The organism is Desulfosporomusa polytropa, assembly GCF_055380075.1.
This window is the reverse complement of record NZ_AP042400.1, coordinates 3,473,239-3,490,588: the sequence shown is the minus strand read 5'-3', so window position 1 is coordinate 3,490,588 and position 17,350 is coordinate 3,473,239. Positions and strand designations below refer to the sequence as shown.

Sequence of the window (17,350 nt, the reverse complement as noted above, 5' to 3'; positions counted from 1 at the left end):
GCTAGGAAAAACCAAATTACGCAGGAAGCAAAGACGCTTCAAACAAAGATAAACTTTGTTTGAGCGTCTTTTTTGCGTAATAAGGGTAAGTTCAAAAAATAGGGGGGAACTACTATGGATCCAGTAAAAAATGTAAATTCGGGGTATAAGAAGCCGGTAAAAACTAATTGGGAATTGCTGCTAGGGGCCGCGTTTTTGATGGCAACTTCGGCTATCGGGCCAGGGTTCTTAACGCAAACAACGGTATTTACCCAACAGTTAGCAGCAAGTTTTGGTTTTGTTATTATAATGTCTATTGTTTTGGATATGGGCGCACAATTGAATGTTTGGAGAATTATTGCCGTTTCGGAGAAACGCGGTCAGGATATTGCCAATATGGTTTTTCCGGGGTTGGGCTACTTTGTCGCTCTACTAATTGTCTTAGGCGGCCTCGCTTTTAATATTGGCAATATTGCCGGAGCGGGCTTAGGGTTAAATGTAATACTGGGGGTAACACCGATAACAGGCGCAATTATTAGTGCTGCAATTGCCATCGGCATTTTCCTTGTTAAAGAAGCGGGAAAGGCCATGGACCGCTTTGCGCAGATCGCAGGCTTTGTCATGATTGGATTAACCGTTTATGTGGCCATTGCCTCGGCGCCACCTGTGGGTGAGGCCGTAGTGAAAAGTATTATGCCTGACAAAATCGATATGTTTGCCATCATTACACTGGTTGGCGGTACTGTAGGCGGGTACATTACTTTTGCTGGCGGGCATCGCCTGCTGGATGCAGGCGTCCGTGGGGTGGAAGCTTTACCGGAAGTAACCAAGAGCTCAGTTTCCGGTATTTTAGTTACAGCGATTATGCGGGTTGTATTATTTTTGGCAGCTCTCGGCGTTGTTACCCAAGGTCTCACGATTGATCCGGCTAACCCGCCTGCTTCGGTATTTAAATTGGCAGCAGGTGATATAGGTTATAAAGTATTTGGTGTCGTCATGTGGGCTGCAGCCATAACCTCTGTTATTGGGGCTGCCTATACCTCGGTTTCGTTTATCAAGACCTTCAGTTCCGCTGTAGCTAAAAATGAAAAATTTGTGATTATTGGGTTTATCCTAGTCTCGACTTTGGTATTTTCAATTGTTGGCCAGCCAGTTAAGGTATTGGTGCTGGTAGGGGCGCTTAACGGACTCATTCTGCCGATTACGCTTGCTACTATTTTGGTTGGGGCTCATATGAAAAAGATTGTTGGCAATTATAAGCATCCGCTGTGGATGACTGTTTTTGGTGGCTTAGTAGTTGTCGTTATGTCCTACATGGGTGGTTATACGCTGATTAAACAATTGCCGAAACTTTTTTTGTAAGTTAGAAGCAAGTGGTCATACACCACCTACCTGCAAAAGTCTTTAACACGTTGTATATATTTACCCGGAAAATAGGTTGGAGGTATATTGTTATGTACCGAGTTGACTTGAACTGTGATTTGGGAGAGAGCTTTGGCGCTTATAAACTAGGCGTGGACGAAGAGATTCTGCCGTTTGTAACTTCGGCAAATATTGCCTGCGGCTTCCACGCCGGTGATCCGGCGGTTATGCGCAAAACAGTCACTCTTGCCGTGAAAAATGGTGTAGCGATTGGTGCCCATCCCGGCTTGCCTGATTTGGTTGGTTTTGGTAGGAGACAAATGGATATTTCACCCCAGGAGGCGTATGACATAGTTGTGTACCAGCTTGGTGCATTAGCAGCCTTTGTTAAAGCGGAAGGCGCAAGCATGCAGCATGTTAAGCCGCATGGCGCTCTCTATAATATGGCGGCCAAAAGCAAGCAGCTGTCAGAGGCGATTGCCGAAGCTGTTTATAAGGTAGATCCCGGTTTAATTCTGTTTGGTCTTGCGGGTAGTGAATTAGTCGCTGCCGGAGAAAAAATTGGTCTGCAGGTAGCTCATGAGGTATTTGCAGACCGTACGTATCAGCTAGACGGTTCGTTAACCTCGCGCAAACAGCCGGATGCTCTGATTACCAATCAGGAAGAAGCCGTGCAGCAAGTTGTGCGTATGATCAAGGAAGGCCAGGTATTGTCGCGCCAAGGCCAGGATATTGCCGTTAAGGCAGATACAGTGTGTATTCATGGCGATGGGAAGCATGCGTTAGAATTTGCCCGCAAAATACAGGAATATCTCCTTAACAGTGGGATTGCTGTTAAGGCTATGGGTAATAAGTAGAAATAATAGCACAAAAAGAGGGATAAAAATGAGTGAGTTTGCAAACATGAGTCCAGCTGAAGTACGTGCCATGATTCGCCGTGGCGAGTGGACTAAACCGACTTCTGGTATGGCGCAGGGGTTTACTCAGGCCAATCTGGCCATATTGAAAAAGGATATTGCTTTTGATTTTCTTTTGTTTTGTCAGCGAAATCCGAAACCCTGTCCGGTTCTTGATGTTACCGAAGCGGGTTCGCCGGTGCCCAGACTTGTGGCTCCCACTGCTGATATACGGACAGATATTCCTAAATATCGAATCTACCGGCACGGTGAATTGGTAGACGAAGTACAGGATATTCTTAACTACTGGGAAGACGATATGGTTGCATTTCTCATCGGGTGCAGCTTCACGTTTGAACATCCTTTGATGAATAGTGGTATTCCTGTTCGTCACATCGAAGAGAATTGTAATGTGGCCATGTATAAGACCAATATCCCCTGTATACAAGCAGGCCGCTTTGAAGGACCGGTAGTAGTGAGCATGCGGCCGATACCTGAGAAGGATGTTGTGCGTGCTGTTCAGATAACCTCACGGTTTCCGTCAGTTCATGGTGCGCCTATCCATATTGGCAATCCAGCCAGTATTGGGATAAAAGATATTGATAAGCCGGACTTTGGTGATCGTGTTACTATTAAAGCGGGAGAAGTTCCCGTGTTTTGGGCCTGTGGAGTTACGCCGCAAGCCGTAGCTATGCAGATAAAGCCGGAGCTGATGATTACCCATGCTCCTGGTCATATGTTCATTACCGATGTGCGGGATGAAAAGTTCAGTGTGTTGTAAAAAACTAACACATTATATATAGCAAGAGACACAGAGGTGGATACTCGTGAAGCAACAAACAGAGCGTACTGTTCTTGAATACCAACTGCTGCCTGTCGGCGAAGCGGCCCTTATGGTGGAATTCGGTAAAGGCATTAATCCTGAGACAAATAAAAAAGTAAAGGCGTTAGCTGATTATCTGGACAAAAGGCCTTTACCGGGAATGTTAGAATATGTATCGGCTTACTCTAGCGTTACCGTGTTTTTTAATCCGGCGCTGGTAAAGCAGTTTCAAAAAGAACAATTGCACCTGCAACCAAAACTGTTAGCTTATCAAGTTCTTGCCGATTTGCTAAAAGAAGTGCTGAGTAAACTCGATAATGGTGTGGTAAGCAAGCCGAGAACCGTGGAAATTCCCGTCTGCTATGGTGGTGAATTCGGCCCAGATCTGGCTTATGTGGCAGAGCATAATAACATTACCATGGAAGAAGTAATTGAAATCCATAGCCAGGGGCAGTATCTTGTGTATATGATCGGATTCGCCCCTGGGTTTCCTTATCTTGGTGGCATGTCCGAAAAAATAGCCACACCCAGGCGGCCGTCACCGCGCCTGGAAATTCCGGCAGGGTCTGTAGGAATTGCCGGGATGCAAACCGGCGTTTATCCGATCACAACTCCTGGCGGCTGGCAATTGATTGGCCGCACGCCGCTCTCCTTGTTTCGTCCCCAGGACGAATGCCCCAGTCTTTTGCAAGCTGGGGATCTCATCCGCTTCCGGCCCATTCCTTTGGCCGAGTATGGCGAATATGAGGGGGCAAGATCATGAGTATGACTGTGCTGCGTCCCGGCCTGCTTTCAAGTATTCAAGATCTGGGTAGATACGGCTTCCAAAAGTATGGCGTTATTGTAAGCGGCGCCATGGATTCCTACGCACTGCGCGTAGCCAATATTCTGGTTGGCAATGACGAGGGCGAAGGCGTATTAGAGATGACACTGATGGGGCCGTCGCTGCGCCTGGAGCAGGATATGCTGCTGGCCATAACTGGCGGTAATATGGCGCCAACTATTAATGGCGCAGCAGTGCCCATGTGGCGGCCAGTTTATGTGAAGCAAGGCAGTGTGCTTGATTTTAAAGGGTGTAAGCCTGGCTGCCGTTCCTATTTGGCTGTGGCCGGCGGCTATGACATTCCGGCAGTAATGGGCAGCAAAAGCACCTATTTGAGGGCAGGACTTGGTGGCTTTCACGGGCGGGCGTTGCAGCAAGATGATGTGCTTGCTGGGCAAGCTCCCCGGTCGAAGCAAGCCGACCGGTTAATTAAGCAACTAGGTGTTAAACTGCAAGATCATTCGTTTGCAGCTACCAACTGGTATGCGGCAAAGGCCCATATCCCTCAGCCTTCGCAACCTATTCAGGTACGCGTTACTTGTGGCAGTCAATATGAGCAGTTTACACCAGAAAGCAGAACTCAATTTTTTAACTGCCCCTTTCAGGTTACCTCCCAGTCAGACCGGATGGGATACCGTTTGTCAGGGCCGGTGTTAACACTAAGTGAGTCACTGGAAATGGTTTCTGAAGCGGTTGCACTGGGGACTGTTCAAGTGCCGCCTGACGGTAATCCGATCATTTTGTTGGCAGACAGGCAAACTGCTGGGGGTTATCCTAAAATAGCCCAAGTAGCGGCTGTAGATATTGCCCTTATTGCTCAGACTAGACCAGGTGATAAAATCGATTTTCAGGAAATATCGTTAGACGTTGCCGAACAACTGTATCTTGAACGGGAAGCCTATCTGCAGCAACTAAAACAGGCCATTGACTTGCGGGTAAGTTAGTCTGGCAATAAAGTTGTTCTAGATTCGAAATGAAGCAAAGCCTTATCCTGATTTGCCTGGCGGCATAATCGCAGTAAGAATGCTCAAGGAGTGAAATTCATGTTTACTATTACTGAAATAAAAGAATTAATTAAGGCTGTGGATCAATCATCGATCAGTCACTTTGAATGGAATAAGGAAGGTTCGAAGCTGGTTATTGCCAAAAATTCTACTATGCCTGAGCAGCTGCAGCCTGCTGCCGTACCGGCCCCAGCTAATCCTGTTTTACAGAAAGCAGCAAAACCGTTAACTCCCGAACAGGAAGAAACGGCTTTTTGCGAAGTTCTTTCGCCAAGTGTCGGAACTTTTTATGCTGCTGCTGAACCCGGTGCTGCGCCATTTGTAACTATTGGCGACAGCGTAGAACCGAATACTGTTGTATGCACATTGGAGGCTATGAAATTATTTAATGAAGTAGCTGCCAGTGTAACCGGAGAAGTTGTAAAAGTATTAGTAAAAGACGGAGATTTCGTGGAGTACGGTCAGCCGCTGTTTGTGGTAAAGCCATAGCATTTCCGGTTTAGCAAACAAGGTCAGGTATAGGAATAAAGGAGTAAATAAATGTTCAAAAAAGTATTGATTGCTAACCGGGGTGAAATTGCTGTCCGGATTATTAGGGCCTGTCGTGAAATGGGAATTGCTACTGTCGCTGTTTATTCGAAAGCTGACGCGCAAGCACTGCATGTCAAACTAGCCGATGAGGCATATTGCATCGGTCCGGCTGCAGCCAGGCAGAGCTATTTAAATGTAGCTAACTTGCTTGCGGTGGCTGCCGCTACCCAGACTGATGCCATTCACCCGGGCTATGGTTTTTTAGCCGAAAATGCGGAATTTGCCGAAGCCTGTAGTGACTGTGGGATAACCTTCATTGGCCCCAGTCCGGATGCTATCAGACGAATGGGAGCAAAAGCCGTTGCCCGGGATACCATGAAGCAGGCTGGTGTTCCCATTATCCCCGGTACAGACGGTATTATTGAAGAAATAGAAATGGCAGTTACTGTAGCGGAGACAATCGGCTATCCGGTGATTGTTAAGGCTACCGCCGGTGGCGGCGGCAAAGGCATGCGGGTGGCTGATAATGCTGCAGATTTAAACCAGGCCATTCGCCAAGCGCAGAAGGAAGTAGAAGTTATTTTTGGTGATCCTGGTGTTTATTTGGAAAAGTATCTGGAAGAACCACGGCATGTCGAAATGCAGATTATGGCCGATAGCTATGGCAACGTTGTCTATCTGGGTGAGCGGGATTGTTCCATTCAGCGTCGTCATCAAAAGCTGGTGGAAGAAGCACCATCACCGGCTTTGGATGAAAGGTTACGCCAACAGATGGGGCAGGTTGCCGTGCTGGCGGCTAAGACGGTACATTACCAGGGGGCCGGCACGGTAGAATTTCTGCTGGATAAACATGGTCAATTCTATTTTATTGAAATGAATACCCGGATTCAGGTTGAGCATGCCATAACGGAAATGGTTACAGGCATTGATCTGATTAAGGAACAGCTAGCCGTGGCAGCAGGCTGCCGCCTTAGCTTTTCGCAGGAAGAAGTACAGGTAAATGGCTGGGCGATGGAATGCCGCGTCAATGCAGAAAATCCAGCCTGTAACTTTATGCCTTGCCCTGGCAAGGTAGGACGCTATCTGCCGCCTGGTGGGTTTGGTGTCAGAATTGACAGTGCTGTATATTCCGGGTATGAAATTTCTCCCTTCTATGATTCCATGGTGGCGAAAGTCATTGTCTGGGGTAAAACCAGACAGGAAGCCATTGAACGGATGAAACGGGCGCTTAGCGAATACGTTATTGAAGGCGTGCATACCACGATTCCCTTTCAGCAAAAACTACTGAATCACCCCGTGTTTGTTACAGGTGAGGTGACAACAGGTTTTTTGGAAACATATGGGGATATAATGGAAGAGTAGACAGACATAAAGATAACAACTTCGGTGTGTTAGCATAAAAACGAGGCCTGAACCAGTTAAAGTGGTTCAGGCCTCGTTTTATGCTAAGTATAGAGGTAGAGGTTTATCAATGGCGCTGCTGAAGGTGCTATTACGTTCTTTCCACAAATGCCAACCGTATTCCCAGAGCAATTAAAATCGAACCTAAGGTACGGTCAAGCCAAGAGCTAATCAATTGATTTCTCCTTAGACAGCCAGTGATTTTGGCAGCTAGAAAAACAAAAGAGAATTCGACGACAAAGCCCATTAGAATAACAAGAAGGCCTAGTCCAAATAGCTGAAGTGGTATGCCTCCTATTTCCGGACGAATAAATTGCGGCAAGAAAGCCATAAAAAAGATAGCAGCCTTTGGATTTAGAATATCAACAAGCATTCCTTGTTTAAATGCAGCCCATGAGGATACTTCTACTATTTTTGCTGCAGATAATTCCGGGATAGTTCCGGCGCTGCGCAAAGTTTTGATTCCTAAGTAGATTAAATAGGCAGCTCCTACGTACTTTACGATGGAAAAGGCAATAGCTGAGGTTGCGAGAATCGCAGAAAGCCCCAATGCGGCAGCAGTCACATGTACTAAAGCACCAGTACCGACGCCAAGCGAAGAAGCCATGCCTGCGTTTTTACCACAAGCGATTGTTCGGGAGAGTATGTAGAATAAATCAGGTCCTGGTGAAATGTTAATGGCTAGTGAAGCTGAAAGGAATAGTATCCAATAGGTAAGATCATCCAATAATTTTCGCCTCCGATTTTTATTTTCCAGATGGAAAGGGTTAACTTTCCCTGGATAGAACGACTTTTATTTAAGCCACAGTTAATGAACCGGCGTAATTCTGATGCACCCAGCATATTCCATCACGGTTACTATTATACACGATTAATACCCCGAAACTTTTTAAAACCCTTTTCTGACATCAAGTTAGGGTGCACTTCAATCTGACACGGAAGTTACAGTAAAAGCATGTTTTCGGAAGGTCAATGCTGACGAGTAGTTTTTAGGAACCAGTCATACAGGTCACGGTTTTCATACGCTTCTTTGCCGATGTAGTGCCCTTTGCCATGTAAGACTGTAAAACGTGGCGACGCTCCTTGCGCACGAAGTGCGTTAATCATAGCTTCATCATCTGTTAGGGGGCATATTGTATCTTGGTCACCGTGGAAAGCCCAGATAGGCATAGATATAAACCGTTTATTCCAAATTTCCGGAATTTCCGGACTCGCGGCCATAGGGGCGACTGCTGCAAAGTATCCCGGGTGCCGGGCAACCAGATGCCACGTACCGTTACCGCCCATGCTTGTCCCAGTAAGATAAACCCGGTCCGGATCTATTTTGTATTTTTTTATGACATCGTCCAAAAGTGCAGCTAAAATGTCTGCTTTGGTTGTCCAGGTTTCTTCCTCCGGACATTGAGGGGCAAGCACAACAAAAGGAAAATCTTTTTGTTCTTCTGCAATCAAGGGAGGTCCATAGCTCTTAACTAAGTCTAGGTTCTGCCCACGTCCAGAGCCTCCATGCAGAAAGAGAATCATTGGCCACGGGCGGTCTATTCGGGAGTAGTCGGCAGGAAGAACTAGCATGTACTGTAATGTCATACCGTTATATGAAAAAGTATATCTTTGTTCGATATAGTTTTTCCCAGCGTTTCCCTCCGACTTTAAGTCTTGTGCATTGGTATTGGCTATTAGTCCTAAGTTAAGGACAAGGGACAATAATGTAACCAATACGTATTTCATAAAAAATCCCTCCTTATGATCTATAGTTGTATACTACTGGAACTTATTGTAGATAGCAATAACAATTGTCTTATAAGTTCATTACAAAATAATTCGACTATCCACTTGCCCGGAACAAATGCAAAAACCACCAGCCGAGGAGAAGCCATATTTCCAATTCTGAGGTCTTATATCTGAATAGAGAAAATTATAGGAAAGGGATTGACGAAATAATTTCTATAATTTATAATAGACTTAAAGTTCGAAAAATTACATCATATTACTATTTGTTATGCCTATAGCTATTAGATATTAGGGGGCAAAACTCTTTTTGAGTTTTGTCCTTTTTTATTTGGCCCAATTGCTGCTGTCCATCCTATTCAGGCCAAGCATATCCCAAAATAATTCAAATCGAGGGAGGAGGAAGAGTGACCTGTACTTGCAAAAGAGATAAAGGGTTTGTAAAGTTCGTAAAAGTTTGGGGGAAATATGATGACAACACCAACAGTAGATCTTGAGCAGCTTTGTCCGGAAAAATCAGGACTTAAACGTGATATGAAATCACGTCATCTCATGATGATTTCTATTGGAGGAACGATTGGCACAGGGTTATTTATGGGTTCAGGACAGGTAATCAGCCAAGCTGGTCCATTCGGCGCTATTTTAGCCTATTTATTTGGCGGTTTTGTAATGTATTTAGCACTACTTTGTTTGGGTGAATTGGCTGTGGCCATGCCTGTGGCCGGATCATTCCAGACCTATGCCTCACGCTTTATTTCGCCTGGTGTCGGTTTTACCGTCGGCTGGTTGTATTGGATTAATTGGGCGGTGTGTATTGCCGCAGACTTTACTGCTGCCGGTATTATTATGACAGCTTGGTTTCCGCAGGTGGCTGTTTGGATTTGGTGCGCCATCTTTGCGGTGGTGTTAGCCGCGTTGAATTTGATTTCAGTCAAGGTGTACGGAGAAACTGAATTTTGGTTTGCTAGTATAAAAGTAGTGGCTATTGTCGGCTTTATTATCGCCGGTGCCGGCTTAATGTTTGGCTTTGCCGGTCGGGAAGGCGCAATAGGCTTATCAAATTTTGGTATAGGCTCCGGTCTTTTTCCTAATGGTGGCTGGGCTGTATTTTTAACCATGATTACGGTAGTATATTCCTTTCAAGGATCAGAATTGGTCGGAATTGCAGCAGGCGAATGTGAGAATCCCGGCAAAAACGTGCCGCGTGTCATTAAAGGCATTGCTCTGCGGATTGTGCTTTTCTATGTGCTTGCCATGATTGTTTTGGCCGCTACTATTCCATTCCAGGAAGCCGGTCTGTTGGAAAGCCCGTTCGCGCATGTTTTTGGCCGACTTGGTATTCCGCTTGCTCAGGATATTATGAGCTTTGTTGTGCTTACGTCCGCCTTATCAGCTGGCAATTCTGCTCTATATGTTTGTTCGCGGCTGCTCTGGTCAATGTCTAAGGATAAGCAGGCACCTGGCTGGTTATCCAAGTTAAATTCGCGGGGAGTTCCCTTTTATGGTGTACTTGTGACTTTGGCGTTATCAGGCTTATCTTTGCTTACCAGCGAATATGCTGCCGATACTGTGTATTTGTGGCTTATGTCCAGTGTAGGTTTGACAGGTTGCTTAATCTGGATTATTATTGCCTGGTGTCAGCTTAATTTTCGCAAGAGCTTCTTACAGTTAGGCGGCAAAATGGAGCAACTGATTTTCAAGACTCCCTTTTACCCCATTGTGCCTGTTGTGGCAATGTTATTAAATATCGGCATTATTCTCAGCCTTTATTTTGATGAGTCACAACGTATTGTGTTATATACCGGAATACCGGTCATTGTGCTTATCTATCTGTATTATATGTTGGTGCACAGCAAAAAAAGTGAAAAGGTAACAGAGGTTGCGGAGTAGGCTGAAAGCGGCGGCTCATTTTAGCCTTGACTTTTTCCTAATGCTGCCTTATGATGCAAATAAGATATCTTCCGTAGATAAGAGACATGAGTGTAGCGGCAGGTGCTAATTTGCACACAGAAATAGGGAGAAAGCCATGGATAAAGTTCGATGATGAGTCTAGGGAAAATAGCAGTGTTGTCGGTCTTGCAAACAGAACCTGAAGAGGCCAAGTTGCTGGAAAAGAGTTTACCGTTAGGCTACAAAGTGTATAAAAGCAAAGTGGGCTCGATGGATTCGGCTAAGATTTTTGCAGCTGTGGAAACAGCAGCCAAGCGAGAAGGTTTTATTAGCAGTAATTATCGGGAAGAGCACGCCTTATACCACAGTATTCTGGAAGCCTATCACGGTATCTGCCGGGGCAATGTCGGCTTAGGCAATGTACTTCGCAGTGCGGGTTTATTATTTAGCATAGTCCGCGGACCCAGGACAGTCGGGTGTGCTGATGACGGCGAATGGATTGCGATTGCCTTGTATGGCTATATGGGAGCACCCATGAAGGGTTTTGAACATGAAGTGCTTGGCCTGGGGATGAATCCAATTTGATCAATAAACAATAAAATGGTAACTATGAAGTTAACCCAAAGTTATGAGACATAAGGGGGTAAACTCAGTAATGAGTTTGCTCCCTTTTTATATTAATAAAGGAGATACTACTTATGAATAACCAATAAATTGCCAGGTATTTCGCAGACTGATTCGTAAATTAAAATAGGAGGCTGGAAAACATGATAGTATTAGATGGATATTCCCTGACATTAGCAGATGTGGTAAAGGTGGCCCGGGGCTATGAAACAGTGGGGCTAAGTGAAGTAGGGCGTAAACAAATTGTAGACAGCCGGAAAATTGTAGACAAAATTTTGGAAGAAGAAACTCCGGTCTATGGAATTTCTACCGGTTTTGGTGATTTTAGCCAGATTTTTATTTCTAAAGAAAAACGGGAAAAGCTGCAAAGAAACCTGATCTTAAGCCATGCAACCGGTGTGGGTAAATGTTTACCTGAAGATGTCGTACGCTCAGCTATGCTGCTCAGAGCAAACTCGCTGGCAAAAGGCTATTCAGGTATTAAACTCTCGACTGTAGAGATGCTGCTTGACATGTTGAACAAACGGGTATGCCCGGCTGTTCCGGAAAAAGGGTCGGTAGGTGCCAGCGGTGATTTGGCTCCGCTTTCTCATATGGTGTTAGTTATGCTGGGGGAAGGGCAGGCATTGGTTGACGGCAAGCTGGTGAGCGGCGCCGAAGCCTTGGCAAAAAGCGGTCTCAAGCCTGTGGCGCTTAGCGGTAAAGAAGGATTAGCATTGATTAATGGTACGCAGATTATGACAGCTGTGGGCTGCATGGTCTGGCAGGATGCGGTTGATCTAATGAAAACAGCCGATGTGGCTGCTGCTCTTTGCATCGAAGCTCTCAAGGGAACCCGTACTGCCTTTGATCCGCGCATCAGTCAAGTAAGACCGCATATCGGACAGGTTGCTACCACTGAGAACATGCTGCGCCTGACGGCTGATAGCCCCATTATCGAGTCCCATGTCAATTGTTCCAAGGTGCAGGACGCTTATTCCCTGCGTTGTGTACCACAGGTGCATGGTGCATCAAAAGATGCCCTGCGGCGGATGGAAGAAACACTGACAATTGAAATCAATGCCGCTACAGATAATCCCTTGATTATGCCTGATACGGGCGAGGCCATCTCGGGTGGTAACTTCCACGGACAGCCTATCGCCTTGGTGATGGATTATCTCAAATTAGCTCTGGCAGAAATCGGCAATATCTCCGAGCGACGCACCAATCGTTTGCTTGACGCGCATTTAAGTGATCTGCCGCCATTCCTGACAGCCTATCCAGGCGAAGATTCCGGTTTGATGATTACCCAGTATACAGCTGCTTCCTTAGTATCAGAAAATAAGGTGCTTGTTCACCCAGCCAGTGCGGATTCCATTCCTACCTCGGCTAACCAGGAAGATCATGTAAGTATGGGAACCATTGCCGCCCGGCAGGCGTGGGAAATTTTAAATAATGTCCGTTATATCCTGGCGATTGAGTGTTTGGCTGCTGCACAAGGCATTGATTTCTTGTCACCGTTGAAACCCGGCAAGGGTACCGGCGCAGCCCATAAGGCCATTCGTGAAGTAGTGCCCCATTTGGATGAGGACAGAATGCCTGCCCCGGATATCCAGAGCATTTATGATTTAATCGCTGACCGGACACTGGTAGTAAAAGTTGAAGAAGCGATTGGCACGTTAAAAATAATGTAATACCAAGGCGTTTTTTAAGAAATTTGTGTTTTGAATAGAGCAAGTACCCATAACTTAGCTGTGCTTAGGTTATGGGTACTTGCTTTTCACGTTTCGCCGGTATCTTGCTCCCTGCAGGTTGCACGGGTGGCAGACAAGAGCTATGGATTTACCGAGCAAGATAGCTGGAAATTACCGAGATAGACATGTGGTATGCGACAGGGGACGGTTCACCATTGTCGCAGTGATAAGAACCAACATCCTAGGTTCCCAGGTCAAAGGCGAACAAGTAATAGCCGAAGTCGGCGGCAATCTAAACTCGTTCTATTGTTTACTATGGTCTACGTGGTGTTGGAAAAACGGTACTATTAAATAAAATTGAAGATATTGCAGAAGAAAATAATGTCTTATATGAGCATATTAAAGTGACAAAGATTCCAGGGATAGTAAGTCCTATGCGGAAAGATTGTTTAGCCTTATTTCGATAGGCTCTTTAGAACTAGAGGCAGCCAAGCTCGCCCTGGTAGAACCGGCAAAAAAATAGGCGTAACCTTCACAGCTGAGACGATTGATGAAATATTTAGAATTACAGAGGGCTATCCCTATTTTCTACAGGAATATGGAAAACAGGTTTGGGCCTTTATCAAAAATGAAAATATTGATATTACATCAGTACGGGAAGCGTATCCATCCTTTGAGAAAAGCCTGGACGATAGTTTTTTTAAGGTTCGCTACGATCGGGCGACACCAAAGGAAAAGGAATTTATGCATACTATGGTAGAGTGTGAAGGATTGCCATGTACGATTGCCCAAATAGCTGGTAAAATGAAGACCAGTGTGCATTTCACCAGTTAGAGGACAATTAATTTATAAAGGATTTATCTATGCATCGGGATATGGAGAAGTAGATTTTACTGTACCTCAATTTAATCAGTATCTAAAACGAATCCATAATAGTTAATCATATAATTTAAAAATGCCATGAAGCTCATATCCCCCTCCATGTATCCGGAGGGGGATATATTTATACTCAGTACCTTGCAATGTTATATAGTGAGTGATACTATATAGATAAATAAATCGCCGGGGAGGTGGTAATTATTAATGTCCAGTTCAAAAAGGGCGTCTTGGAAATGTGTGTGCTTGTTCTGGCAGCGGAACATGATACGTATGGCTACGAGTTGGCCAATAAAATATCGGAAAAAATTTTGATTGCTGAGGGGACGATATATCCGCTTCTGCGGCGAATGACCCAGGAAGGGTATTTCGAGACCTATTTAACAGAGTCAGCGGAGGGGCCGCCACGGAAGTACTATCACCTGACCGCCAAGGGACGTGCTTATATGTTGGAAATGGTAAAGGAGTGGCGGTTGTTTTCACGGGGGGTTGACAGCATTATTGCGGAGGGTTGAGAGAATGACCAAACAGGATTTTTTGGGCAAGCTAGAAGAACTTTTGGGAAAAATGCCGGAAGCGGAACGCAAGGACATCCTCTATGACTATGAGGAACATTTTCAAAACGGGATGGCCAGTGGAAAGAGTGAGTCGGAAATTGCTAGTTCGCTTGGTTCACCGCAGGCCATAGCCAAAGAAATAATGGCCGGTTATCATGTCGCGCAGGCGACGGAAAACGTTTCGGTGAACAATATTGCAAGGGCTGTGCTGGCTACAGTTAGTCTGGGGTTTATTAATCTGGTTTTCGTCATTGGACCTCTATTCGGCGTAATTGGAGTGCTTTTTGCTTTTTACGTTGTTGCGGTTGTACTGGTAGTCTCGCCTGTAATAATGCTGGTTGCAGCAGGGATGCCTTCTGAACCGACGGGTATTCTAGCCTGGATATTTACGTCAATGGTTACCGTAGGAGCCGGTTCTCTGCTTGGCATTGGCATGATTTTTGTGACCCGGTGGGCGGGTAAGATGTTCTTAAAGTATTTACAGTTCAACATCCGGATCATAAGGGGGTCATAAAGAATGGATGGGGTTTTAAAGAAAATCGCCATTGGCGCATTTTTACTTTTTTTGATTGGTGTAGCTGGAAACGGCGTCCTGTTTGCACTTGGCATGTGGAATTATAATAATGCAGCAGGGTATAGAGAATTGTCGGATACGTATGTTGCCAAGTCAGTCGGAACCAAAAGTATTGACTTGAAAATTATCTCTGGTGACGTCCGGATAGTACGAGCCGATGTGGACAGACCTACCGTCCGGATATGGAGGTGGACGACTGATGAAAGCTTGCGGCAGGAAGAGCTAATAAGCGAAGCGGTTCAGGGAGATGTGTTGCACCTAAAAATTGGTGATAGCTGGCGAAACGCCAATCATTATCTGTTTATACCATTCAATCATAGGAACAATCGCTTTGAAGTGCTGCTGCCCCAGACAGAGTATGAAACAATTGTTATTAATGCCAGTTCGGGAAGGGTGCAAGTGGAAAATCTGGAGGCAGGTGTACTGTCAGCCAAAATGAGTTCCGGTCAATTTAAACTGGAGAACTGCCGGGCTAGTGAGATAGCAGTGACTGCTGATTCCGGGAGTTTCGACATGGTTGACTGCCAGGCAGCAAAGATAAGCAGCCGGGTTTCAGCCGGCCACGCCCGGTTTGAGAATGTTAAGGGAAAGCTTGATATATCGAGCAGTTCAGGACATATTGATGTAGCTATGGATGAGATTCTTGACGATGTACTGATTAGGAGTAGTTCCGGTTTTGCGGATATAAAAATAGGTCATGCCCGTACTCCGTTCCGATTGGAGGCAACGGCATCCACCGGGAAGCTAGAAATTGAGCTGCCCCAGGCCGGACAGCGGGTACACAGCACTAACTCATTCAAGGGCAGCGTCGGGGAGGGAGAAGGCCCGCTAGTAAAAGTGGAGGTTAGCTCTGGAAAGGCAAAAATACATTAGTTTGGGAAAAAAACGGAGAAATCATGCCAAAGGTGAGGGGGATAAACCATGGAGGCGAAGGTGGCGGTAAATAATTCAATGGCCTGTTGGCATACCTCTTAAGTATCTTGTTATTAGTGCTTCATCGCTGGTAATTGTTGTTGGAATATATTATTTATTTATAATGCGGTTTAACTGGCTTCGAGTGCTATTTGGCATGAAGCCGTTAAAACGAAGCGTAGTTAATGATAGCTTTATTAAATGGAGGTGAGATACCTATGCCTAGTAGCTTTCTATATAGTAACAGACTAAGATTTATTCTTGCGGTTACGCTTAGTTCGCTTGCTTATTATTATTCTACCGGGTTTCACAATGTCTGGATTTTAACCTGGCTGGCACCGTTACCAGTATGTATCTATGCTCTGAAAGCGTCAGTTATTTCCACTGCTTGTGCCGGCTATTTCGCATTTTTTATCGGCGCGTCCAATCCGTTGGTTCAAATGTATGGTTCATTCCTGTTCAAAATCTTATTATATGCAAATATTGAGAATGCAGCCGCGTTTGCCATTGCACTTAGTATATTCCGATATATGGCTATCAGAACCAAACACTGGGCTGCGAGTTTTATCTTTGCCAGTGCTTTGGCTGCTTTTGAATTTGTTACTTCCCTTGATTCACCCGATGGAGTCATCGGCAGCATTGCTTATACGCAAATAGCAAACTTACCTGTTATTCAGGTTGCTTCAATTACAGGTATTTGGGGAATAACTTTTTTACTTTCACTCATTCCCGCTAGTATTGCCTTAGCCTGGTATCACCGTCAAAATCGAAAGTTGAGCATAAAGGCCGGTTGTATTCCCGCTAGTTTGCTTTTACTGATAATAGTATTCGGGGTATACCGCTTGTACATACCTGCCCAAGGTCCTAGTCTAAAGATCGGTATTGCTGCTGTATCTACAACGTTAGAGCAGTACATTCCTGTGGTGACAAACAAGGACCCACAGCAAGTGGCAGATACAATCCAGCGCTATACCCGAACTATTGAATTGCTTGCACAATCAGGTGCAGAAGTTGTACTATTACCGGAAAAGATTTTAACCCTACATGAGCAGTACAATGTTTTGCAGCATCTGAGTAGCACTGCCCGGCTAAATAAAGTTCACTTGATCGTTGGCTTAAATAATCGGGATAACGCAAAATCTTATAACTCTGCCTACGTGTTCGCCCCAAACGGAGAATTACTGCTAAAATACGATAAACAGCATATGTTGCCAGCTCACGAAGGTAAATATACTCCTGGAAACACCCTGGGGATTGTAAAAACCACCATGGGTACATGGGGAATTGAAGTTTGTAAAGATATGGATTTCGTACAACCGGCTCTTACATATAGTCAACAGGAAATAAACGTGATGTTCGTACCAGCGCTTGATTTTCATGATGACGGTTGGACCCATGGACGGGTTTCCATCATGCGTGGCATCGAAGGGAATTATGCGGTGGCACGAGCCGGACAATGGGGATTACTTACTCTCAGCGATAGTAAAGGACGTGTGGTAGCCAGAGCATCAACTGATGCTGATGCAACAGAAAATGGAACTTTGCTAATGGGAGAACTCAAACTTGGGGCAGGAAAGTCAATATATAGCGAATGGGGCAACTGGTTTGGCTGGACTTGTGTAGGATTGTTTACTTTTTCAATAATTCTTTTGCCACTAATACACCGCCAAAAGTGAATTGGACTGCGACAAGGGACG

The 17,350-nt window shown here is 45.3% G+C and carries 17 protein-coding genes; 15 read left to right on the top strand and 2 right to left on the bottom strand.

The window, feature by feature from the left end; translation table 11 throughout:
* The first annotated feature begins 114 nt into the window (after nt 1-114).
* The 7 genes from ACZ449_RS18090 (at nt 115) to accC (ending at nt 6,780) form a co-directional block, all read left to right on the top strand.
* The gene (locus tag ACZ449_RS18090; RefSeq protein WP_464257454.1) at nt 115-1,341 is read left to right on the top strand and encodes an NRAMP family divalent metal transporter; all 1,227 of its coding nucleotides are present in this window, start codon (nt 115-117) and stop codon (nt 1,339-1,341) included.
* A gap of 92 nt (nt 1,342-1,433) precedes the next feature.
* Nucleotides 1,434-2,198 carry a 5-oxoprolinase subunit PxpA gene (pxpA, locus tag ACZ449_RS18085; RefSeq protein ID WP_464257453.1) on the top strand — a complete coding sequence of 255 codons (765 nt, stop codon included), beginning with the start codon at nt 1,434-1,436 and terminating at the stop codon, nt 2,196-2,198.
* Nucleotides 2,199-2,226: 28 nt separating this feature from the next.
* The gene (locus tag ACZ449_RS18080; RefSeq protein WP_464257452.1) at nt 2,227-3,018 is read left to right on the top strand and encodes a putative hydro-lyase; all 792 of its coding nucleotides are present in this window, start codon (nt 2,227-2,229) and stop codon (nt 3,016-3,018) included.
* 46 nt (nt 3,019-3,064) lie between these two features.
* Nucleotides 3,065-3,823 carry a 5-oxoprolinase subunit PxpB gene (pxpB, locus tag ACZ449_RS18075; RefSeq protein ID WP_464257451.1) on the top strand — a complete coding sequence of 253 codons (759 nt, stop codon included), beginning with the start codon at nt 3,065-3,067 and terminating at the stop codon, nt 3,821-3,823.
* On the top strand, nt 3,820-4,827 hold the full coding sequence (locus ACZ449_RS18070; RefSeq protein WP_464257450.1) for a 5-oxoprolinase subunit C family protein: 1,008 nt from the start codon (nt 3,820-3,822) through the stop codon (nt 4,825-4,827). The genes pxpB and ACZ449_RS18070 overlap by 4 nt, the downstream gene beginning before the upstream one ends.
* 99 nt (nt 4,828-4,926) lie before the next feature.
* Nucleotides 4,927-5,376 (top strand): acetyl-CoA carboxylase biotin carboxyl carrier protein, encoded by a 450-nt coding sequence (accB, locus tag ACZ449_RS18065; RefSeq protein WP_464257449.1) that lies wholly within the window; start codon nt 4,927-4,929, stop codon nt 5,374-5,376.
* A gap of 51 nt (nt 5,377-5,427) precedes the next feature.
* Nucleotides 5,428-6,780: an acetyl-CoA carboxylase biotin carboxylase subunit gene (gene accC, locus ACZ449_RS18060; protein ID WP_464257448.1), complete on the top strand. Its 1,353-nt coding sequence runs from the start codon at nt 5,428-5,430 to the stop codon at nt 6,778-6,780.
* Between the two features lie 130 nt (nt 6,781-6,910).
* Here the strand turns inward: accC and ACZ449_RS18055 are convergent, their stop codons facing one another.
* Nucleotides 6,911-7,546: a LysE family translocator gene (locus ACZ449_RS18055; RefSeq protein WP_464257447.1), complete on the bottom strand. Its 636-nt coding sequence runs from the start codon at nt 7,544-7,546 to the stop codon at nt 6,911-6,913.
* Nucleotides 7,547-7,788: 242 nt separating this feature from the next.
* Nucleotides 7,789-8,547 carry a carboxylesterase family protein gene (locus ACZ449_RS18050; RefSeq protein WP_464257446.1) on the bottom strand — a complete coding sequence of 253 codons (759 nt, stop codon included), beginning with the start codon at nt 8,545-8,547 and terminating at the stop codon, nt 7,789-7,791.
* A 471-nt stretch (nt 8,548-9,018) separates the two neighbouring features.
* Between ACZ449_RS18050 and ACZ449_RS18045 the strand changes: the two genes are divergently transcribed.
* From ACZ449_RS18045 to ACZ449_RS18010, 8 genes are all read left to right on the top strand, one after another.
* Nucleotides 9,019-10,437 (top strand): amino acid permease, encoded by a 1,419-nt coding sequence (locus ACZ449_RS18045; protein WP_464261901.1) that lies wholly within the window; start codon nt 9,019-9,021, stop codon nt 10,435-10,437.
* Between the two features lie 150 nt (nt 10,438-10,587).
* The gene (locus ACZ449_RS18040) at nt 10,588-11,022 is read left to right on the top strand and encodes a HutP family protein (protein WP_464257445.1); all 435 of its coding nucleotides are present in this window, start codon (nt 10,588-10,590) and stop codon (nt 11,020-11,022) included.
* A gap of 182 nt (nt 11,023-11,204) precedes the next feature.
* The gene (hutH, locus tag ACZ449_RS18035) at nt 11,205-12,734 is read left to right on the top strand and encodes a histidine ammonia-lyase (protein WP_464257444.1); all 1,530 of its coding nucleotides are present in this window, start codon (nt 11,205-11,207) and stop codon (nt 12,732-12,734) included.
* Between the two features lie 142 nt (nt 12,735-12,876).
* The gene (locus tag ACZ449_RS18030; RefSeq protein WP_464257443.1) at nt 12,877-13,089 is read left to right on the top strand and encodes a hypothetical protein; all 213 of its coding nucleotides are present in this window, start codon (nt 12,877-12,879) and stop codon (nt 13,087-13,089) included.
* A 757-nt stretch (nt 13,090-13,846) separates the two neighbouring features.
* Entirely contained in the window at nt 13,847-14,125 is a 279-nt protein-coding gene (locus ACZ449_RS18025) for a PadR family transcriptional regulator (protein ID WP_464257442.1), read from the top strand.
* Between the two features lie 4 nt (nt 14,126-14,129).
* Complete coding sequence (locus ACZ449_RS18020) at nt 14,130-14,681, top strand: HAAS signaling domain-containing protein (protein WP_464257441.1); 552 nt, start codon at nt 14,130-14,132, stop codon at nt 14,679-14,681.
* A 3-nt stretch (nt 14,682-14,684) separates the two neighbouring features.
* The gene (locus tag ACZ449_RS18015; protein WP_464257440.1) at nt 14,685-15,614 is read left to right on the top strand and encodes a DUF4097 family beta strand repeat-containing protein; all 930 of its coding nucleotides are present in this window, start codon (nt 14,685-14,687) and stop codon (nt 15,612-15,614) included.
* Nucleotides 15,615-15,871: 257 nt separating this feature from the next.
* A complete protein-coding gene (locus tag ACZ449_RS18010) occupies nt 15,872-17,329 on the top strand; it encodes a nitrilase-related carbon-nitrogen hydrolase (protein ID WP_464257439.1) in 1,458 nt (485 codons plus the stop codon).
* Nucleotides 17,330-17,350 lie beyond the last annotated feature (21 nt).